Annotated in this window: 16 protein-coding genes; 11 read left to right on the forward strand and 5 right to left on the reverse strand. The window is 59.4% G+C overall.

All coding sequences use genetic code 11. The features are described 5' to 3' along the window. The first annotated feature begins 57 nt into the window (after positions 1–57). On the forward strand, positions 58–504 hold the full coding sequence (locus DMP08_RS00180; protein WP_123190999.1) for a GntR family transcriptional regulator: 447 nt from the start codon (positions 58–60) through the stop codon (positions 502–504). Beyond that, entirely contained in the window at positions 473–1,435 is a 963-nt protein-coding gene (locus tag DMP08_RS00185; protein ID WP_123191000.1) for a slipin family protein, read from the forward strand. The genes DMP08_RS00180 and DMP08_RS00185 overlap by 32 nt, the downstream gene beginning before the upstream one ends. A gap of 119 nt (positions 1,436–1,554) precedes the next feature. Here DMP08_RS00185 and DMP08_RS00190 read toward each other — a convergent pair whose 3' ends face one another. Continuing rightward, the gene (locus DMP08_RS00190; RefSeq protein ID WP_123191001.1) at positions 1,555–2,130 is read right to left on the reverse strand and encodes a beta-class carbonic anhydrase; all 576 of its coding nucleotides are present in this window, start codon (positions 2,128–2,130) and stop codon (positions 1,555–1,557) included. A 153-nt stretch (positions 2,131–2,283) separates the two neighbouring features. Beyond that, positions 2,284–2,886 carry a nigerythrin gene (ngr, locus tag DMP08_RS00195; protein WP_123191002.1) on the reverse strand — a complete coding sequence of 201 codons (603 nt, stop codon included), beginning with the start codon at positions 2,884–2,886 and terminating at the stop codon, positions 2,284–2,286. 225 nt (positions 2,887–3,111) lie between these two features. On the opposite strand from ngr, the gene DMP08_RS00200 reads away from it, so the two are divergent. Both DMP08_RS00200 and DMP08_RS00205 read left to right on the forward strand, forming a co-directional pair. Next, positions 3,112–3,477, forward strand: a complete 366-nt coding sequence (locus DMP08_RS00200; protein ID WP_123191003.1) for a delta-aminolevulinic acid dehydratase — start codon at positions 3,112–3,114, stop codon at positions 3,475–3,477. Beyond that, the gene (locus tag DMP08_RS00205; protein ID WP_123191004.1) at positions 3,461–3,793 is read left to right on the forward strand and encodes a type II toxin-antitoxin system RelE/ParE family toxin; all 333 of its coding nucleotides are present in this window, start codon (positions 3,461–3,463) and stop codon (positions 3,791–3,793) included. Before DMP08_RS00200 ends, DMP08_RS00205 begins: the two co-directional genes overlap by 17 nt. Before the next feature lie 178 nt (positions 3,794–3,971). Here the strand turns inward: DMP08_RS00205 and DMP08_RS00210 are convergent, their stop codons facing one another. Beyond that, complete coding sequence (locus tag DMP08_RS00210) at positions 3,972–7,085, reverse strand: ABC transporter ATP-binding protein/permease (RefSeq protein WP_123191005.1); 3,114 nt, start codon at positions 7,083–7,085, stop codon at positions 3,972–3,974. 207 nt (positions 7,086–7,292) lie between these two features. Here DMP08_RS00210 and DMP08_RS00215 point away from each other — a divergent pair, with 207 nt between their 5' ends. From DMP08_RS00215 to DMP08_RS00225, 3 genes are all read left to right on the forward strand, one after another. Then, complete coding sequence (locus DMP08_RS00215) at positions 7,293–8,744, forward strand: aminopeptidase (protein ID WP_123191006.1); 1,452 nt, start codon at positions 7,293–7,295, stop codon at positions 8,742–8,744. Between the two features lie 162 nt (positions 8,745–8,906). Then, on the forward strand, positions 8,907–10,298 hold the full coding sequence (locus DMP08_RS00220) for a sodium-dependent transporter (protein ID WP_123191007.1): 1,392 nt from the start codon (positions 8,907–8,909) through the stop codon (positions 10,296–10,298). Between the two features lie 213 nt (positions 10,299–10,511). Further along, positions 10,512–12,035 carry an IMP dehydrogenase gene (locus DMP08_RS00225; RefSeq protein WP_123191008.1) on the forward strand — a complete coding sequence of 508 codons (1,524 nt, stop codon included), beginning with the start codon at positions 10,512–10,514 and terminating at the stop codon, positions 12,033–12,035. A gap of 102 nt (positions 12,036–12,137) precedes the next feature. On the opposite strand, the gene DMP08_RS00230 is transcribed toward DMP08_RS00225, so the two are convergent. Further along, positions 12,138–13,070: a LysR family transcriptional regulator gene (locus tag DMP08_RS00230; RefSeq protein WP_123191009.1), complete on the reverse strand. Its 933-nt coding sequence runs from the start codon at positions 13,068–13,070 to the stop codon at positions 12,138–12,140. 274 nt (positions 13,071–13,344) lie between these two features. Here DMP08_RS00230 and DMP08_RS00235 point away from each other — a divergent pair, with 274 nt between their 5' ends. Together DMP08_RS00235 and DMP08_RS00240 are read left to right on the forward strand one after the other, a co-directional pair. After that, on the forward strand, positions 13,345–14,688 hold the full coding sequence (locus DMP08_RS00235) for a phenylacetate--CoA ligase family protein (RefSeq protein WP_123191010.1): 1,344 nt from the start codon (positions 13,345–13,347) through the stop codon (positions 14,686–14,688). Positions 14,689–14,703: 15 nt separating this feature from the next. Then, positions 14,704–15,357 carry a LysR family transcriptional regulator substrate-binding protein gene (locus tag DMP08_RS00240; RefSeq protein WP_123191011.1) on the forward strand — a complete coding sequence of 218 codons (654 nt, stop codon included), beginning with the start codon at positions 14,704–14,706 and terminating at the stop codon, positions 15,355–15,357. 90 nt (positions 15,358–15,447) lie between these two features. Here the strand turns inward: DMP08_RS00240 and DMP08_RS00245 are convergent, their stop codons facing one another. Then, on the reverse strand, positions 15,448–17,037 hold the full coding sequence (locus tag DMP08_RS00245) for a lipopolysaccharide biosynthesis protein (RefSeq protein WP_123191012.1): 1,590 nt from the start codon (positions 17,035–17,037) through the stop codon (positions 15,448–15,450). A 253-nt stretch (positions 17,038–17,290) separates the two neighbouring features. On the opposite strand from DMP08_RS00245, the gene DMP08_RS00250 reads away from it, so the two are divergent. Further along, the gene (locus tag DMP08_RS00250) at positions 17,291–18,277 is read left to right on the forward strand and encodes a 2-oxoacid:acceptor oxidoreductase family protein (RefSeq protein ID WP_123191013.1); all 987 of its coding nucleotides are present in this window, start codon (positions 17,291–17,293) and stop codon (positions 18,275–18,277) included. Continuing rightward, on the forward strand, positions 18,274–19,494 hold the full coding sequence (locus tag DMP08_RS00255; protein ID WP_123191014.1) for a transketolase C-terminal domain-containing protein: 1,221 nt from the start codon (positions 18,274–18,276) through the stop codon (positions 19,492–19,494). The genes DMP08_RS00250 and DMP08_RS00255 overlap by 4 nt, the downstream gene beginning before the upstream one ends. Position 19,495 lies beyond the last annotated feature (1 nt).

Below are 19,495 nucleotides of genomic sequence, written 5' to 3' on the forward strand. Positions count from 1 at the left end.
TGATTCTTGTACAATGCAGAGCGAATAATCATTATGCGCACGGATAAGGGAAGTGGTATGGCGTTATTCGAGATAGACGAATCATCCGGGCTGCCCGTGTGGGTGCAGTTGCGCAACCGGTTCGTCTACTTGATCAAGACGGGCCACTACAATCCGGGCGATCAGCTGCCCAGCGTGCGCACGCTTGCCGCTGAGGCGGCCATCAATTACAACACGGTGAGCAAGGTGTACGTTAATCTTGAGCATGACGGTTATGTTGAATCGGTTCGCGGGCGAGGCGTATTTGTGCGCGATATCGGGGGTCTTGCTGCCGATGACGTGCGATCTATTGCTGACACGGAAATAGAGGAGAGCATCAAGCGGTGCTTGGCGCTTGGGATGACGATCGACGAGGTCATGCTCAGAATGATCGATGTTGCCCATAAGATTCAGCGGGAAACAGGTTCGAGCGATAGCATGAGGCGGGGGCTGTATGAAAAGTCGCAAAGGGAAAAAACAGACTGAAGCGGTAGCGAGCAAGCCGTTTTCCATCGAGCAGTACAATTCGCGCACGGACCGCAGGACGTCTCAGAACGGGCCGCTTGCGTTTTCGGTGTTTGTATTCGTGGCGGTGTTCGCGATATCGCTTGCTGTTGGTTATGTCGTAGCGGATGGGTTCAACGTATGGGGCATGGTTGCGGCATTCGCCCTTGCTTCTTTGGCCATTATGTCGGTCCATATTGCTATGCAGTGGGAGAAGGTCGTGGTGCTGCGGTTCGGCAAATTCAGCCGCACGAAAGGTCCCGGCCTGTACTTCACCATTCCGTTTATCGAACAAACTGCGCTCAAGGCTGACCAGCGCATCATGGTGACGGGTTTCGGTGCAGAAGAAACGTTGACCAGCGATTTGGTTCCCATCAACGTGGATGCGGTGTTGTTTTGGATGGTATGGGATGCTGAGAAAGCGTGTCTTGAGGTGGAGAACTACTACAACTCCGTCTCGCTGGCGGCGCAGACGGCTTTGCGCGACGCCATCGGCCGGGCCAGCGTGAGTGAGGTGGCTATTCGTCGCAATCAGCTTGATCAGGAGCTCCAAGAGGTTATCGAGGATCGCACGTCATTGTGGGGTATAACCGTGTTGTCGGTGGAAATTCGCGACATCGTTATTCCGCAGGAGCTGCAAGAAGTCATGTCCACCGAAGCTCAAGCTGAGCGCGAAAAGAACGCTCGCATGATGTTGGCTGAGGTGGAGAAGGATATTTCTTCTATGTTGGTTGACGCTGCGCACGTGTACGAGGAGAACGAAGTTGCCTTGCGCTTGCGCACGATGCACCTACTGTACGAAAGCGTGAAAGGCTCGGGCGGCACCGTGGTCATTCCGAGTGCCTACAGCGAAGGTTTCAGCGATTCTGCGTTGAGCAGCATGGCGGATTCCCTTAAAACGCCGAAGGGGTAGAGGGGCATAGGTCGTTGTGCGCGCACTGCCGCAGGCGCATTGTCGCCCGAAACGTACGGTTTTGCCGCGAAAACCGTACGTTTCGGGCGACAATCCATTTTTCGTTGTACGTTCGGGGCTTAGCAGATGGCCGTGAGTTCGCCGGTTTTGGAATCCATCACGTATCCGCCTACGCGTACATGCGGAGGCATGACCGGATGTTTGCGCACCATGTCGACGCTTTTCCGCACGGCCTCTTCGGTATCTCCGAAGCCTGCCAGCCAATGGTCGAAATCTATCCCGCAATGGCGGGCGAATTCGATGCGTTCGGGGGATACGCCGAGTCGCTTCATGTTTTCTACCATGCTCGCGCCGCTCATGTGTTGCGCTCCGCAGTTCGTGTGCGCGACCACCATGACGTCTTCCACGCCCAGTTCGCATACGGCGATCAAGAGCGATCGCATCACGCTGCCGAATGGGTGAGAAACTTCGCCTCCTGCTACCTTGATGATCTTCGCATCGCCGTTCTTCAAGCCAAGAGCCGCCGCCAGCAGCTCGGTCAGGCGCGTATCCATGCACGAAACGATGGCGAGTTTTTTGTCAGGGTACTTGTCGGTGGCGTAGCGTTCGAACTCGCGTTGCTCGACGAACGAGCGGTTGTGGGCGAGGATGTCTTCGACGGTGGAGGATGCGGTGATGCATCGACGTTGGTTCATGGTGCCCTCTCTTGTTTGAAGGGTGACATGGTGGGCGGCGACGGACGTTTGCCGGGATTTCGCGTCGTCCGTGTTGTTGGGCGCATGGTATGAAACAATGCGAAACGACCGCCCGATGAGGCGGCCGTTTCTTGTGTAGGTGAAAAGGTTAGCTTAGAACGCCTTGAAGGAAGCCTTCGGGCAGAAGCAGATGGGGCACTTCTCGAAATCCTCGCCCTTGTGGATGTAGCCGCAGATGGGGCACAGGTAGAACGCGTCGTCGTCGGCAGCGTCGAGGTCGTTGTAGGCGGCCAGGTAGCGCTCGGCATGCACGGACTCGGCCAGTTTGGCGCGCGTGAACACCTGGACTGCCTTGGCGTTGCCCTCTTCCTGGGCCTTCTTGATGAACGCCGGGTACATGTCAGAGGTCTCGAAGATCTCGCCCTGGGCTCCCATGATAAGGTTCAAGTCGGTCTGAGCGCCTTCGGCTTCGGGGGCTGCGGGCTTCTCATAGCCCGGCTCCATCTCGGCTACCAACGCGTATTCCAAGCCGATATGGATCTGCTCGGCTGCCGAGGTGGCTTCGAACAGGCGGGCGATCTGATCGTAGCCCTGCTCCTTGGCGGCCTTGGCGAATGCGGCGTACTTTGCGGAAGCGCCCGTCTCGCCGCCAATGGCTGCCTTCAGGTTGTCGAGCGTGGAGCCGACTTCGCACGTGCCGAAGCCGTTCATGTTCGTGGAGTTGTCAGCGGTAGGGATTTGCGCGCGCACTTTCATGGATGCATGCTCCTTCTCGTCTTGGTTCGTTTTCTCATCTTAAAATCTTAATGAGAATAAATCTCATTAACTGGAATACTACCTTGAACGCCAGGTGCATGCAAGAGGGTAATCGAAACGGATGACAAGGCTTCGCACAAAGTTCATACGGCCCTTATATTGCGAACAAATGTACCCTTATGGTATACTGCCGCCAAGAACCAAGCGCTTGGTAAGGAGAAGGATATGAACGTTGCGGTTTTGGAAAAGCCTCAAGCTATCAAAATATCGAGCAAACGGCAGATCACCATCCCGGCGAAAATATATGAAAAGGCTGGCTTTGGGGAGTACGCCCTGTGCACCTGGACCGACAAAGGGATGTTCCTTCAGCCTCTTGAGGTGGAAGACGAGGATGTGACGGTTGATATCCTGCGCCATTTGATCTCGGAAGGTTACGAAGGCGAGGAACTGATTGAGCAATACTGCTCTTTGAAAAAGAAAGTGGTCTCGGTGAGGGAGAAGGTCGAGGAAGCAGAGCGAGATATCGAAGAGGGACGCTATATGACATACGAAGATATGCGCGCTAGGATTCGGGATGAATACGGATTTTAGTATCTGCGTAACGGATGCGTTCGACGATGATCTTCGAGATGTCCTGTCGTACCTGATGGTTGATTGCGGTTCGCCGAATGCTGCTGAGCGCATGGTGCGTGCCGTTGATCGTGCAAAGGAGCTTTTAACATGCAGCCCGTTTATGAATGCTGTTTCCAGCAGACCTCGTTGGCTTGGTCGTTCCTACAGGGAGCACTACGTTCTCAAGTATGTCATCGTGTATCGCATAGACGGTGAGGTGGTTTGGTTTTTGCGGCTCTTTCATCAGACGCAACTGTACGAACGATTCGTGACGGAATGGGCTGGTTCAAAGTGAGGGGCGGGGGCAAGGCGCAACAGGGGGATGAGGGGCTGCGGCATCCGTCTTCGCATTGCTCCTCGTCGCGCCGTGCTCCCCGTCGCGTGCTCCGCATGAAAAAGCGAGCGGCCCGTTTGGGTCGCTCGCTCGAAAAGACGCTGCGAAGTGCGAGTGCTCGCGGACGAGGGTTGTCGCGCTATTCGCTGCGCAACGCCTCCACCGGGTCTTTGCGGCTCGCGGCACTTGAGGGGATGAGGCCTGCCAGGAACGTTAGGAACACGCTGATGGCCACCAAGATGACGGCCGCTTGCCATGGCAGCGATGCTACGTTCGTCACGTCGAACAGCGAGTACACGATCGCGTTGGCGGGGATGCATGCGAGCGCGGTCACTCCGATGCCGATGACGCCCGCCGTGAAGCCTACGATGATGGTTTCGGCGTTGAACACGCGGCTGATGTCGCCTTTGCTCGCGCCGATGGATCGTAGGATACCGATCTCCTTTTTGCGTTCGAGAACCGAGATGTAGGTGATGACGCCGATCATGATGGACGATACTACAAGCGAGATTGCCACGAACGCCACGAGCACGTAGCTGATCATGTTCACGATATCGGTAACCGAGGCCATGAGCGTGCCCACGAAGTCGGTATAGGTGATGACCTTGTCATCTTGCCCGTCGGCCGTCATGCGTTCGTTGTAGTCGTCGAGGATTTTGATGACGCTTTCTTTGCTTTCGAAGTCGATGGGATAGATATCGATGCCGCCCGGCTTGTTGAGGTCGGCATATCCCAGCTTCTTGAGATTGCCGTCGTACGAGGCGTCCTCCGTGTTCATGAGCGACATCATGAGCTCCCCTAGGTCCTCTTGGCTCATGTTCATCTGGAAGGCGTCTTTGAACTTGTCGGGGTTTATGGACATGGCGGATGCCATGTTGTTGGCCATCTGGTTCATCGACTGCTGAAGCGCTGCGGTGACCTGCGTTTGAAGCTCGGTGGCCATAGCGTTCATGTACGTGGTCATGGTCGTTTGCATGTAGCCTTGCAGCGCGGCCGCGATCTGTGCTTGCAGGTTGCCCTCGGTCGCGATTCCGGCTGCGGCCTGCACGATGATGGCTTGGGCTTCGGGCGTTGCCATGTATTCGGAGAAGCTCTTGCTGAACGCATCGGGGTCGCTGGGATCGATTGGGTGGGCAATGAGGTATTTTTTGTATCCGGCCATGACTTGGTTCACGATGTCGCGTGTTTGTTCGGGCGTGATCTCGAACTTGATTTTGCTGGCGATTTCGTCCATGTTCGGCTGCGGGACGGCTGGCATGTTTTGAAGGCCGGCGGAAAGATTGAGCGCATTGGACATGTCGACGGAAAGCTTGCTTTGATCGATGGTGAATGCTGCCTGGAGCGCATCGCCATTGATGGTGAACAGGGACTCCATGTTGAAGCCGCTATCGCCCTGGTCTTCTTCGCCGAAGGGCTTGCCGGTAAACACGTTGGTGCCGGGGCTTGCGAGTTGGTCTTTTACGATGGCGCTGCTGGCAGCCTGGTCGATCACGTGATTGGTGAGGGAAGTGGGGTAGTTGATGCCGGAGCTGAGCATGGTCGCGGTTGCGTCTTCGCGTGGCTGCACGATGCCTACGATTTTGACGTCTTCGCCCTTCGACACCAGGTCGCGCATGTACGCGGTATCGTCGGACTTGTCTTTCCATACGCCGAATTCGTCGTCGCGGACGTAGTAGTCGGTTGCGCTCACCAGCTTGAACGTTACGCCGAGGATTTGGTCGTAGGAGGGTTGTTCGATGTCGGTGGGAGCCGTGATCTCTTCTTCTGCGGCAAACTTCTTGACCATATCGTCAAGTTCGGCCGAATTGCGCAAGCCCATCGTGTACAGCATGAGGTCGCTGATGGCGCCGTTGCCCGTCAGGACGAGCACTACTTCATTGTAGTTGTCGGGCCATCTGCCCGCCTTCACGTCGTACTGGTATTCGTAGAGAGCGGGGTCGGAGGGCATTTCGTAGAATGTATCGGTGCTCATGGACATGGACATGAGGCTGTTGGTGCTCGTGGAAGATCCCAGTCCCAGTGCCGAAAACGATTTGTCGGGGTTAACCTGGCGAACTTTCTCGGTGTTCGAGCTGAATATTTGCGGCGCGACGTTGTACGTGTATTCGATGGCGTTCGTGTAGCGGTCTATGTCGCTCTCGCCGCTTTCGAAGTACGCCTTGAGCGATGCCAAATCGTTCGAGCCTATGCTCGATACCATATTGGTGACCATTTCGGCCACGCGCACGGTGTCCTGCCCGTCCCCGGCCGCAGCGCTTTGATTCTTGGATAGATCGCTTTCGACGCCTGCTGCTCCCAGCATCATCGAAGCCATGTCGAAGCCGGTGCTTTGTATTTGCAGCGGGTATTCGGAGAGCGTCTCTTCTTCGACGTTCTTGATGTAGTTGTTCACGCCGTTGGCAAGCGACAGGATGGCCGCGATACCGATGATGCCGATGGAGCCGGCGAACGCCGTCATGAGCGTGCGCCCTTTTTTGGTCATCAGGTTTTTGAAGGAGAGCGCAAGCGCGGTGAAGAACGACATCTTCGTTCTGCGCGCGGGCTTTTCGCTGACGCGCAACTCGTCTTGGCTTGGAACGAACGGATCGGTGTCGGAGCGAATCACGCCGTCGGTTAGGGTGACGATGCGCGTGGCGTATTGTTCGGCCAGCTCGGGGTTGTGCGTGACCATGACGACCAGGCGATCGTTCGCGATTTCCGTGAGCAGGTCCATGATCTGGACGCTTGTTTTGGAGTCGAGCGCGCCGGTGGGTTCGTCGGCCAAGAGGATCTCGGGGTCGTTGATGAGGGCGCGCGCGATAGCGACGCGCTGCATTTGCCCGCCCGACAGCTGGCTGGGTTTCTTGTTGACGTGATCTCCCAACCCCACTTTTCGCAGTGCCTCTATGGCGCGCTCGCGCCGCTCGCTGCGCGACACGCCCGATAGCGTGAGAGCCAGTTCCACGTTTGCGAGCACCGTTTGGTGGGGGATCAGGTTATAGCTTTGGAACACGAATCCGATGCGGTTGTTCCGATAGGCATCCCAGTCGCGGTCCTTGTACTGTTCGGTTGAGATGCCGTCGATGACGAGGTTGCCCGAGTCATAGTGGTCGAGGCCGCCCACAATGTTGAGCAGCGTTGTCTTGCCCGAGCCGGACGGCCCCAGAATGGCGACGAATTCGTTGTCGCGAAAGGATACCGATACGTTGTCGAGCGCGGTCTGGGTGAAATCGGCCGTGGTATAGGACTTGCAGATGTTCAACAGTTGCAGCATGGTGCGCCTTTCGGTGCGCGGCTCGTCGGCGCGTAAAGAAGTACGCGCGCGTTACGCGATTATGGGAGATTTGTTTCCTATGGTAGATTTTCCCGCTCCGAATCCTATGGGAATCGCCAATCTCCACCGAGTTACCGAATAGTTGCCTTGACGGGGGGATTTTGGGGGATAATGCGCACGAACGAACAGCCTCTTGAAAGGACGCATATGGAACACGAGACGGCATGGAAGAAGTACGACGAAGCGGATATCGAGGCGCTTGAGCATTTGGCCGCGGAGTACATCGATTTCATTTCCGACAATAAAACCGAGCGGGAATGCGCGGCGACCGCGTTGGCTATGGCGGAGGCGGCTGGTTATCGGCCTTTGGCGATGGCTGTGAGCGAAGGTCGGACGCTCAAGCCGGGCGACAAGGTATGGGCGCTCGTCCATGGCAAAGCGCTTATCTTGGTGCAGTTAGGCGCCGGTCCGCTGACGGCCGGTTTGAACGTTCTGGGCGCCCATATCGATTCTCCGCGCTTGGACATCAAGCAGAATCCGCTGTACGAGGCGAACGATTTCGCGCTCCTGGACACTCATTATTACGGCGGCATCAAGCACTATCAATGGGTGACGTTGCCGCTTGCGCTGCATGGCGTGGTGGCGAAGACCGATGGCACGGTGGTGAACGTGCAGGTGGGAGATGACCCCTCCGACCCGGTGTTTTGCGTAACGGACCTGCTTATTCACCTGGCGAGCCAGCAGATGGGGAAGAAGGCCTCGGAAGTCGTCGAAGGCGAGGCGCTCGATCTTTTGGTGGGCAACCGCCCCCTTCTGATCGAGAAGGACAAGGACGCGCAACCGGAATCGAGCGCTGCCGACGAGCGGCCGGCTTTTGAAAAGCTGGCCGACAAAGAGCCGGTCAAGGCGTTTGCCCTCAAGCTGTTGGCTGGAAAATACGATATTTCGGAAGAGGACTTTCTCTCAGCCGAGCTGGAGGTGGTGCCGGCAGGTCGTGCCCGCGACCTGGGATTCGATCGCAGCATGGTCATCGGCTACGGGCAGGATGACCGCGTATGCGCGTTCACTTCCCTGGCCGCGCAGCTGGCCATGGCGGATCAGGTGCTCGACAAGACCGCGGTATGCGTGCTGGTGGACAAAGAGGAGATAGGCAGCGTGGGTGCTACGGGCATGGCCTCGCGATTCTTCGAAAACACCATAGCGGAGATCATGGAGCTTGCCGGCGAGGGCGGCCCTCTTCCGCTTGCGCGCGCCCTGGCGGCTTCCAGCATGCTCTCGTCTGACGTCTCCGCCGGCTTCGATCCTGCTCACGCTGGTGTTTTCGAAGCGAAGAACTCTGCGTTTTTGGGTCGCGGCCTGGTGTTCAACAAATACACGGGAGCTCGGGGAAAAAGCGGATCGAACGATGCGAGCGCCGAATACATGGCGCGCATCCGCCGTATCATGGACGATGCGGGCGTGTCGTTCCAGACGGCCGAACTGGGTCGCGTGGATGCAGGCGGCGGCGGGACCATCGCCTATATCCCTGCCGAGCATGGCATGGACGTCATCGATTCCGGCGTGGCCGTGCTGTCGATGCACTCGCCGTGGGAGGTTACGAGCAAGGCCGACATCTACGAGGCGTTCAAGGGCTACGAAGCGTTTTTGAAGAACGCCTAGCGATGCTGCTTCTTCGGAAGCGGCTCGCTCCTGGTCGATTGTGCATGCACATGTCGATTGTATTGCTGGTGCTTGCGTCACCTTTCCGCTACACTGCTCGCATTGTACGCGCGCGCCCGGGCCGCTGTTCGACCCGGGCGCTTTTTAGATAGCGAGGCGTTTATGGCTCGAGAGCAATTCGGATCAAGGTTGGGGTTCATCCTCATCAGCGCTGGATGCGCTATTGGACTGGGCAACGTTTGGCGTTTCCCCTACATCACCGGCGAGTACGGCGGAGCGGCATTCGTTTTGCTGTACCTGCTCTTCCTGGTGATTTTCGCTTTGCCTATTTTGGTGATGGAGTTCGCTGTCGGCCGTGCCAGCCAAAAAGGCGTCGCGCGCAGCTTCGATGCCTTGGAGCCCCAAGGCTCTAAGTGGCATCGGTTCAAGTGGGCGGCTTTGGCGGGCAACTACCTGCTTATGATGTTCTACACCACGGTGGCGGGCTGGATGCTGGCGTTCATGCTGCTCACTGTGACGGGGACGTTCAACGGCATGGATGCCGCCGGCGTCGAGGGCGTGTTCAACGGCTTGTTGGCGAATCCTTTGGAGATGACGGCGTTCATGCTGGCCGTAGTTGTCATCGGCGTGCTGGTCACGCGGGCCGGGCTGCGCAACGGCGTCGAGCGTGTGACCAAGTTCATGATGGTGGCGTTGTTCGCCGTACTCGCCGTGTTGTGCGCTCGCGCAGTCACGCTGCCGGGCGCCGAGGCCGGTCTTGAGTTCTATCTCATGCCCGACTTCGGAAAGCTGTTCGCAGGCGGATGGGGGACGTTCGCCGATGCGGTGTTTGCCGCTATGGGCCAGGCGTTCTTCACGGTTTCGGTGGGCGTGGGATCCATGTCCATCTTCGGCAGCTACATTGACAAGCGCCATCGGCTGGCGGGCGAAGCCGTGCGCATCGCGGGTTTGGACACGCTGGTTGCGCTTATGGCGGGCCTTATCATCTTTCCTGCGTGCTTCGCTTTTGGAGTGGAGCCGGGAAGCGGTCCGGGGCTCGTGTTCATCACGTTGCCCAGCGTGTTCGAGCAGATGCCGTTCGGTCAGTTGTGGGGGACGCTGTTCTTCCTGTTCATGAGCTTCGCCGCCCTGTCGACCGTGATCGCGGTGTTCGAGAACATCATGAGCTTCGGCATGGACCAGTGGGGCTGGTCGCGCAAGAAATCCTGTCTGGTGAACGGCGTTGCGCTGGCGCTGCTGTCGCTTCCCTGCGTACTGGGCTTCAACGTGTGGGCCGGCGTGGAGGTGCCGGGCATCGGCAACATCCAGGCCATCGAGGACTTCCTCATGTCGAACAACGTGCTGCCGCTGGGCGCGCTCGTGTTTCTGCTGTTCTGCACGAGCAAGCGCGGATGGGGCTGGAAGGCGTTCGTGGCCGAGGCCGACACCGGCAAGGGCCTTGGCTTTCCCCGGTGGGCTCGAGGGTACATGCGGTTCGTGCTGCCCGTCCTTATCTTGGCCGTGTTCGTGATGGGCTACGTGCCCATCGTGCGCACGTGGATGGGACTTGGGTAGCGCCTTTCGCGAACCGTGGCGCGAATATTTCTTCATATTCGGAGTTTTCCCGGGCGGAACCTCGCGTTTCCGGCTCCCCCGTGGCTATAATAGCGGATAACACTTGAGTAACGGTTGCTATGCGGGGCGTTCGCGCACATCGCCCCCTTGCCGACCGTCGCCCGCGCCGGCCGCGCGGGCGAAGCGACATGCCGACAGCAGATGGAGGAGTTCATGGCCTATTATTTCGACGAGCCGTCCCGTACATTCAACGAGTACCTTTTGGTTCCCGGCTACTCGCCGTCTACGTGCGTTCCGGCTGCCGTCAGCCTGAAGACGCCGCTGGTCAGGTACCGCAAGGGTGAAGAAGAGTGCCCCATTTCGCTGAACATCCCCATGATTTCGGCCATCATGCAGGCCGTGTCCGACGACGGCATGGCCGTGGCCCTTGCTACCGAGGGCGGCATGTCGTTCGTGTACGGCTCTCAGTCCATCGAAAGCCAGGCCGCGATGGTGGCGCGCGTGAAGGATTACAAGGCTGGTTTTGTTACGAGCGACGCCAACCTGTCTCCTGACATGACGCTGGCCCAGGTTGTAGAGCTGAAGGAGAAGCTTGGCCACTCCACCATGCCCGTGACCGAGGACGGCACTGCTACCGGCAAGCTGCTCGGCGTGGTAACCGAGCGCGACTACCGCTTGTCCCGCATGTCCTTGGATGAGAAGGTCGCCGATTTCATGACCCCGCGCGAGAAGCTGATCGTGGCCCCGGTCAGCACGTCGCTGAAGGTTGCCAACGACATCATCTGGGATCACAAGCTGAATTCGTTGCCTATCGTTGATGAGAACGATCACCTGGTCAGCCTGGTGTTCCGCAAGGACTACGACTCCCATAAGTCCAACCCCAACGAAATGCTGGACAGCCATAAGCGCTACATGGTGGGCGCCGGCATCAATACGCGCGACTACGCCGAGCGCATTCCCGCATTGGTGGAAGCCGGCGTTGACGTGCTGTGCATCGACAGCTCCGAAGGCTACTCCGACTGGCAGAAGTTCACCATCGAATGGGTGCGCGAGCATTACGGCAACACCGTGAAGATCGGCGCAGGCAACGTGGTGGACGCCGAAGGCTTCCGCTTCTTGGCCGATGCGGGCGCCGACTTCATCAAAGTTGGCATCGGCGGCGGTTCCATCTGCATCACGCGCGAAACGAAGGGCATCGGTCGTGGCCAGGCCACGGCTACCATCGAGGTTGCCGCCGCGCGCGACGCGTACTTCAAGGAGACGGGCGTGTACGTGCCCATCTGCTCCGACGGCGGCATCGTGTACGACCACCACATCTCGCTTGCGCTGGCCATGGGCTCCGATTTCGTCATGCTGGGTCGCTACTTCGCACGCTTCGACGAGAGCCCGTCGAACAAGGTGATGGTGAACGGCTCGTACATGAAGGAGTACTGGGGCGAAGGCTCGGCGCGCGCCCGCAACTGGCAGCGCTATGACCTGGGCGGCGACAAGAAGGGCATGACGTTCGAAGAGGGCGTCGACTCCTACGTGCCGTATGCCGGCGCTTTGAAGGACGGCGTGGCTCTCACGCTTTCCAAGGTGCGCTCCACCATGTGCAACTGCGGCGCGCTGACCATCGACGAGCTGCAGGACAAGGCGAAGCTGACCATCGTGTCCAGCACGTCCATCGTGGAAGGCGGCGCGCACGACGTTCTGCTGAAGGACAAGACTCCCTATGTGAGCAACACGGGCCACTAGGACGCGGTCGAAAAAACGGATTTGCGAGCGGGGCGACCTTTGGGTCGTCCTGCTTTTTTAGGCGGGACGTGCCGCCCGGAGCAGCGGGGGGATTTCGTCCGGTCAGTCTTCCCGGGCCTCTACGCTGGGGTTCGCGTGGATGATGGCATGCAGCTCTTCGATGTAGCGCAGCAGCAGCGGACTGGGGCGTCGCTCGTTGTGCATGATGTAGCCCACTTGCATGCGCTCTCCTTCGTCGGTGTCCAAGGGGATGCTGGCTATGCCGGACTGCATTTCGGCCGAAAGCACGCCGGTGGACAGTGTGTAGCCGTTGTGGCTGGTCAGCAAGTTGGTGAGCGTGCCTCGATCCGAAATGCGGATATTGCGCGCGTGCGGAAGATAACTCAAGGGCTCTTCGGAGTAGTAGAACGAGTTGGTGGTTCCCTGCTCGAACGAATAGCGAGGGAAGGGCGCCAGGTCGTCGGGTGCGATGCGGTTGCGCTTTGCGAGCGGGTGATGCTCGCCGACGAACACGTGGACGTCGGCATCGAAAAGGGGCGCGTACGCTACGTCGGCATCGTCGAAGGCTTTTTGCAGGACGCGCCGATTGAAGCTGTCGGTGTAGAGGATGCCTACTTCGCTGCGAAACGCCCGCACGTCGTCGATGATCTCCGCCGTGGTGCTTTCTCGTAGGATGAATTCGTAGTCGCAGGCATCGCATGCTTCCACTACGTTCACGAACGCCTGCACGCTGAACGCGTAATGCTGCGTGGACACGGCAAGGCGCAGGTGCGCGGCTCCCTTGTTCTGGTAGCGCGCCTCCAGCATGTCGGCCTGTTCGACCACTTGGCGGGCGTACCCCAAAAGCTCCGTGCCGTCGTTGGTGAGGGTGACGCCGCGGTTGCTGCGCGTGAACACGGTGATGCCCAGTTCGCTTTCCAGTTCTTTTATGGCGGTGGATAGGTTCGACTGCGAGGCATACAGGTTTTGCGCTGCGGCGTTGATGGATCCGTACTCTGCAATGGCAATTAAGTAGCGGAGCTGTTGAAGCGTCATAAGGACCCCTTTCTTCGTTCTGATCGCTATTCTACCGGGTTATCGTCGATATCGATAGCAAAGCATCAAAACATTGAATGACTTATATGGTTGTATTGAGCGGCTGTTCGTGGTTTCATGCAATACGCTGCTTCGCGCGCAAAACGATTCGGCGCATGCGGGCGTTTCTTTCTTCAGGGAGGCGCGCGCCGCGTAACTCGGCGAATCGTTCGAGCGACTTCGGTCGACCGTGCGCGACGGCGGCATGAAAGACGAAGCGAACAAGGAGCATCTCATGGCGAAGGACATCCCCTACGATCAGAAGTACTACGATCCGGAGATCGAGTGCATGCCGCGGCCCCAGCTGGAGGAGCTGCAGCTGCAGCGATTGCAGGATATGGTGGCCTACGCGTACGAGAACACGGTGTACTACAAGCGCGCGTTCGACGAGGCCGGCGTCAAGCCCTCCGATATCGAAACGCTTGAGGACATTGCGAAGTTCCCGTTCATCGACAAGAAGACCGAGCGCGATACGCAGCACGTGGGAAGCTTCTTCGGCGAGATGTGCTCCGTGCCCGAAGAGGACGTCATCTTCATGGCCACGTCTTCGGGTTCCACGGGCGTGCCCACGGTGAGCCCGTTCACGCAGGAGGACTTCGACCTGTGGCAGGATACTGAGGCGCGTCTGTTCTGGCAGGCCGGCATGCGCCCGAACGATCGGTACGTGCATGCGCTCAACTTCGCGCTGTACGTGGGCGGCCCCGACGTCATCGGTGCGCAGAGACTGGGCGCGCTGGCCATCTGGGTGGGTGCGGTGCCGTCCGACCGTCTGTTGTTCGTGCTGAAGCAGTACCAACCCACCGTCATCTGGACGTCGCCTTCGTACGCATGGCATTTGGGCGAGGTGGCGAAGGAGAAGGGGTACGACCCGCGCACCGACTTCAACATCCACACCATCATTGTTGCTGGCGAGGCGGGCGGTTCCATCAAATCCACGCGCGAAAGCATCGAGGACTTGTGGGGCGCGAAGGTTGTTGACTTCTACGGTCTGTCCGACATTTACGGCGCATGCGCTGCGGCGTGCGAGGCCCACGACGGCCTGCACATCGTGGAGGACCAGATTCTGGTCGAGACGGTGAACCCGAACACGGGCGAGGTGCTGGCTCCGGGCGAGACGGGCGAGCTGGTGTACACCACGTTGAGCAAGAAGGCGCGCCCGATGATTCGCTTCCGTACAGGCGACATCGGCTACGTGAGCACCGACACGTGCGAATGCGGCCGTACGCTTGCGCGCATTCACATTACGGGCCGCAAGGACGAGATGTTCATCGTGAGCGCCGTCAACGTGTTCCCGAGCGATATCGAGTTCGTGGTGCGCGGCCTGGAAGGCCTGACGGGCGAGTACTCCATTCGCGTGTACGAGCAGGACTTCACGTGCAAATACGAGGTGTCCGTGGAGCGCGCGCTGGGCAGCGACGAGCCTTACGACGAGGTAGCGAAGCGCACGATGGCGGCCATCAAGGCGCATGTGGGCGTGCGCCCGCAGAAGGTCATCGTGTATGATGCGGGCAAGCTGGGAACGTCGTCGGAGCACAAGGCCTCGCGCTTCATCGACGAGCGCAGCTGCCAGACTCGATAGGGAAGGATTCTACCCATGGCTAACACCTTTGCAGTTTCCGGTCAGCACTACCTGTTCAACGTTCAGACGTTCGCCCATGTGGTTCTGGCTTTGGGCGGCGATGCGTACGCGTATGCGCTGCGGGATCGCACGACGCAAGGCGTCATCGATGATGTTGCGTTGGGAAAAAGCCAGTTGGGCGTGCTGTTCCAGACGTCGGCTTCTGCCGAGGCTCTGAACGTCGCGCTTGACCAGGCGGGCCTTGAATTCGTGGAGCTTATCGAGTCGGCCCCGCGCGTTGCGCTGCCGGCCAGCCATCCCATGGTGAACGCTGCCAGCCTTGCCCTGGAGGATATGGAGGATTATCCCTACTTGTACTTCGAGCAGGACGAGGATTCTCCGGTTGCCTTCGCCGAGGAAGCGCTTGCGGGCGTGCCGCGTGCCAAGAGCATCGCCTGCACCGACCGTGCGTCGCTTTCGGAGTTGATCGTAGCGCTGAACGGCTATACGGTGACGAGCGGCATTTTGGTGGGCATTTCCGACGGCGCTGGGCTGAACACCGTGCCGCTCGATACCGATGTGTCGCTGCATTTGGGCTACGTGGTGCGCAAGGGCGAGCAGCTGGACGAAACCGCCCAGCGTTTCGTTGACACGCTGAAAAAGAATCTGATCAAGTACGCGCGATTCTAGGCGAATCGCTCGATGAGACGAAGGGACGGGGTCAATGACTCATTTTCGGCCGCAGGCCAGAAAATGAGTCATTGACCCCGTCCCTTCGTCTCATCCTTCGTCGTCGTTTGGATGGCGTCTGCCGGCCAGGTCGCGAGCCTCTTCGCTCACGATGGGGCCTGCATGTGCGCCGCGTTTTTCCAGCACGCGTTCGCGTCGTGCTCGCTCGGCCCGCGCTTCGCTGGGACGCGGACGGTCGACGTGCTGCGGAGCGGTTTCATGCGGGGCCTCGGCCTTGGAGAAGCCCATGCGTATGCCGATGTATTCGCTGACCAGCAGCACGAACAAGATGCACATGACAATGAGGTAGCCGATGATGGCGCCTGGCAAGCCGGTGAAGTTCACCAGCAGGATGGGCACGAAGAGCGAGAATCCGAACGTGATCACATAGAGGCGCGTAACGGCTTTTTGACGACGCAGGACGGTGATCACTTGGTAGAGAAAGTCGATTGCCGCCGTAACGCCGCCTGCGGCCAGCATGATGAAGCACAGGCCGCGGAACTGCTCGAAGTCCAAACCGTACATGAAGCTCATCACGGGAATGCCGATAGTGGCCATGATGCCGGCTACGATCAGCGTGATGGCGACGATCACGGCCAGCACGGCGATAATGGTGAGGTCGAACCGCTTGCGCTTGTCGGGATCGGCCCAAGCTTCGGCCATGCGAACCAGCATGGGCTTGTAGATGAGACCGATGGTCAATAAGATGGCTTGGGCGGGGAAGTACAGCGCGTTGAAGTACAACTGGTTGTCGTAGCTGAGCACGCCTTCCATCACGAACTTCGGCATATTGTCGATGAGCGCATACATGAACAGCGCCACGAACAGGGGAAAGCACTGCTTGAACAATGCTGCGACACTGCCCATGCTCACGCGGCGCGACTTCGGCGTTTCGAACAATGCCAAGGGAAACGTCAAGAACAGGAACGTGGCCGCAGCGGCAATGGCCATGGCGATGCAAGCGGCTCCAAGATTGCGCGTGACCAGCAGTACCAGCGAGAACACGATGAACACGGCTACCGAACGAAGAGCTTGGGATATTCCGGCAAGGTAGAGCTTGTCCACTTGCTGCAGACGCCCCTCGTAGACGTCGGCCAAGCCGTCGATCATCTTGTACGCGTATACGCCCAAGCTTATGACCAGCATCTGGTCGGTATAACCGCGGATGGAGCAGTATGCCACGCCCGCTATCACCATGATGGCGCAGGTGATCCAGCGGTTCACTTGGTAGTCGGCGAACGAGTGATCTTCGGCTAGGTCGGATACTTGAAAGGTGCGCACGCCGTAGTTGGCAAGGATCATGAGCAGCGTGCCGGTGACGAATGCGAGCGAGAACATGCCGGCTTGCTCGACGCCTGCCAGCTGCGTGGCTACGATGGTGAGGAACGGGAATACCATGCCCCACGTAGCGATGCCCAGCGTGTTGCACACGTAGTCGCGCGTGGTGCGTCCGGCGGCATATTCCTCTTGCTGCGCTGAAAGGGAGCGCTCCGAGACTGCTCCTAGCAGGCGATTGCACCAATGGTTGACGGCGCGCGTGATGAAGCTGGGTTTGCGCGGCTTCTTGCCCGCGCGGCGCATGCGCTCCCGACGATTGGCCGTGGCGTTTGTTTGCGCGTCTCGCGTTGGCATGCGATCCATAGGCTGCGTCGAGCTCCTTCGCTGCATAGGCTGATTCGTTTCACTCCAAGCATTATAGGGGTCGGGTTCGATGGGCCTCCAAGATTCATAGCAGGAGCAAATGGGGGGGGAGGTCGTGCGCGGCGTCGTCGGTCGAAAGCGTTCGCTCCCCAATTGGGGGAGTTTGACGGCTGGTCGTCTGCGCGCGCCTGTGAACGCGCGAGGGCAACGCTATACTGGGATGATTACTGCTTGGCACGAATGGAGATAGGGCATGATCGAGGTACTGTGGCATGGCCGCGGCGGCCAGGGCGCATTCACGGCGGCGCGGCTGCTGGGTGCGGCAGCGTCGCTTTCCGAAGGCCGTTACGCGCTGGCGTTTCCATCGTTTGGACCCGAGCGGCGCGGTGCGCCGATGCGCGCGTTCACGAAGATGGACGATGCGCCTATCGGCGACCGGAGCGCTGTCGCGCGCGCCGATTACGTGGTGTATCTGGATGAAACGCTGCTGGGGTCTGGCTGGGAGCATGAGCTCAAGCCTGGAGGGCGCGTGCTGGTGAACAGCGCTGCAGCTTTCGATGACGAGCGTATCCTAGCCATCGACGCCGATGGCATTTCCGCTTCGTTTCTGGGGCGCTCCATTCCCAATACGGTGTTTCTTGGAGCGATCGCGGGCCTGTGCGATCGGGTGTCGCTCCAAGACGTGGGCGAGGCGATTCGCCAGTACATGCCGGAAAAACTGCACGGGACGAACCTGGCGATCGTGAAGGAAGCGCTCCGACGGATGGCCGATGCTTCCGATGCGGTTGCGACCGGTCAGATGGCTGCTGCGGGGATTGCGGTTGAATCCGACGAAGGCGATCTGCGCGCGGAAGACCTCGAGGCGGCCGAAGGCTCGGGGAGTTCGTCCTTGGGATCGCCCGTTCGCCCGCCCGCGCGCATCTGCACCTTGCGCAGCGGGGATGCCTTGGACCCCGCCGTGTTCGCGCGCACCACGTGCTTCGAGGCGGGTTATCTGACTGCCAAGAACGCCGGTTGGCGCAACGTGCGCCCCGTGATCGACGCTGCTGCGTGCACGGGTTGCCTCCAGTGCTATTGGCTGTGCCCGGACGGCACGGTGTTCAAAGTCGACCAGGTTGAGCCCACCGGCGCTCCTGTTGCCATTGACCTGGACTTTTGCAAAGGTTGCGGCGTGTGCGCGAAGGCTTGCAAGTTCGATGCGATCGCCATGATTCCTGAAAGCGAGGCGGATGCCCGATGAAGAGGTTCCTTTCTGGCGACGAAGCGCTGGCGGAGGGCGTGCGCCTGGCGCGTCCGCAGGTCATCAGCGCGTATCCCATCACGCCGCAAACGGTGGTGGTTGAGCGTTTGAGCGAGATGGTGGAAGAGGGCGCGCTTGCCGCCGAGTACGTGCACGTGGAGTCCGAGCATTCGGCGCTGTCGTGCGCCATCGGTGCTTCGGCCACGGGCGCCCGCACGTTCACGGCTACGTCGAGCCAGGGTTTGCTGTACATGGCAGAATGCCTGACCTACGCATCGGGCGGGCGGTTTCCCATTGTCATGATGAACGCGAACCGCGCGACCGCGCTGCCGTGGAACATTTACGGCGACCAGCGAGATTCGCTCGCTTTGCTGGATCACGGCTGGATTCAGGTGTATGCGCAGGATAATCAGGAGGCGCTCGATCTTGCGCTCATGGCGTATGCGCTGGCGGAGGACCCGGCGGTCATGACGCCGGTGATGGTGAACCTGGACGGCTTCGCGCTCACGCATACGTACGAAACCGTGGACGTGCCTGAACCAGAGCAGGCCGATGCGTTTCTGCCTCCCTACGAGCCCGCTGGAAACCATTTCGATTTCGAGCATCCCGTGAACATCGGATTTTCGGCAGGCCCTGAGTACAACCGCTATTTCAAGTACTGGGAGCATCGCGACATGCTGAACGCCCCTGACGTGGTGACGCAGATCGAGCGTCGTTTCGCCGAGGTGTTCGGGCGTCAGTATACCGGCATGATCGAAACGCTGAGCTGCGACGATGCCGACGTTGTTCTTGTTACGCTGGGGTCGGCTGCCGGCCTTGCGCGCTCTGCGGTCGCGCAGTTGCGCGCCGAGGGCGTCCGCGCGGGCATGCTGCGCATTCGCTACCTGCGCCCCATGCCTTCGGAACTGATTGCCGAGGCGTTGCGAGGCACGAAGGCGGTGGGCGTTTTGGAGAAAGACATTTCGTTCGGCTCGGAGGGAACCGTGTTCACGAACGTCAATTCGGCGCTGCAGCAGGCGGGCGTGTGCGTTCCCACGTACAACTTCATAGGAGGTTTGGGCGGCGACGACATTTCGGAATCGCAGATGATCGGCATGTTCCGCGCTCTCCAGCAGGCAGCTGGCGGCGCGGATCCCGCCATCTTGCCGCACGTGTCGTTTTTGGGCGTCGATGACGTTTTGCCGGCTGATGCGCTGGGTTTGGAAGGGGGGCGATAGA

This window comes from Paraeggerthella hongkongensis (assembly GCF_003726035.1).
GTDB lineage: Bacteria > Actinomycetota > Coriobacteriia > Coriobacteriales > Eggerthellaceae > Paraeggerthella > Paraeggerthella hongkongensis.

What these genes read in the sequence shown, in the direction of transcription:
- DMP08_RS00180 (WP_123190999.1), top strand. Translation starts at nt 58, where the DNA reads ATGGCGTTATTCGAGATAGACGAATCATCCGGGCTGCCCGTGTGGGTG.
- DMP08_RS00185 (WP_123191000.1), top strand. Translation starts at nt 473, where the DNA reads ATGAAAAGTCGCAAAGGGAAAAAACAGACTGAAGCGGTAGCGAGCAAG.
- DMP08_RS00190 (WP_123191001.1), bottom strand. Translation starts at nt 2,130, where the DNA reads ATGAACCAACGTCGATGCATCACCGCATCCTCCACCGTCGAAGACATC.
- ngr (WP_123191002.1), bottom strand. Translation starts at nt 2,886, where the DNA reads ATGAAAGTGCGCGCGCAAATCCCTACCGCTGACAACTCCACGAACATG.
- DMP08_RS00200 (WP_123191003.1), top strand. Translation starts at nt 3,112, where the DNA reads ATGAACGTTGCGGTTTTGGAAAAGCCTCAAGCTATCAAAATATCGAGC.
- DMP08_RS00205 (WP_123191004.1), top strand. Translation starts at nt 3,461, where the DNA reads ATGAATACGGATTTTAGTATCTGCGTAACGGATGCGTTCGACGATGAT.
- DMP08_RS00210 (WP_123191005.1), bottom strand. Translation starts at nt 7,085, where the DNA reads ATGCTGCAACTGTTGAACATCTGCAAGTCCTATACCACGGCCGATTTC.
- DMP08_RS00215 (WP_123191006.1), top strand. Translation starts at nt 7,293, where the DNA reads ATGGAACACGAGACGGCATGGAAGAAGTACGACGAAGCGGATATCGAG.
- DMP08_RS00220 (WP_123191007.1), top strand. Translation starts at nt 8,907, where the DNA reads ATGGCTCGAGAGCAATTCGGATCAAGGTTGGGGTTCATCCTCATCAGC.
- DMP08_RS00225 (WP_123191008.1), top strand. Translation starts at nt 10,512, where the DNA reads ATGGCCTATTATTTCGACGAGCCGTCCCGTACATTCAACGAGTACCTT.
- DMP08_RS00230 (WP_123191009.1), bottom strand. Translation starts at nt 13,070, where the DNA reads ATGACGCTTCAACAGCTCCGCTACTTAATTGCCATTGCAGAGTACGGA.
- DMP08_RS00235 (WP_123191010.1), top strand. Translation starts at nt 13,345, where the DNA reads ATGGCGAAGGACATCCCCTACGATCAGAAGTACTACGATCCGGAGATC.
- DMP08_RS00240 (WP_123191011.1), top strand. Translation starts at nt 14,704, where the DNA reads ATGGCTAACACCTTTGCAGTTTCCGGTCAGCACTACCTGTTCAACGTT.
- DMP08_RS00245 (WP_123191012.1), bottom strand. Translation starts at nt 17,037, where the DNA reads ATGGATCGCATGCCAACGCGAGACGCGCAAACAAACGCCACGGCCAAT.
- DMP08_RS00250 (WP_123191013.1), top strand. Translation starts at nt 17,291, where the DNA reads ATGATCGAGGTACTGTGGCATGGCCGCGGCGGCCAGGGCGCATTCACG.
- DMP08_RS00255 (WP_123191014.1), top strand. Translation starts at nt 18,274, where the DNA reads ATGAAGAGGTTCCTTTCTGGCGACGAAGCGCTGGCGGAGGGCGTGCGC.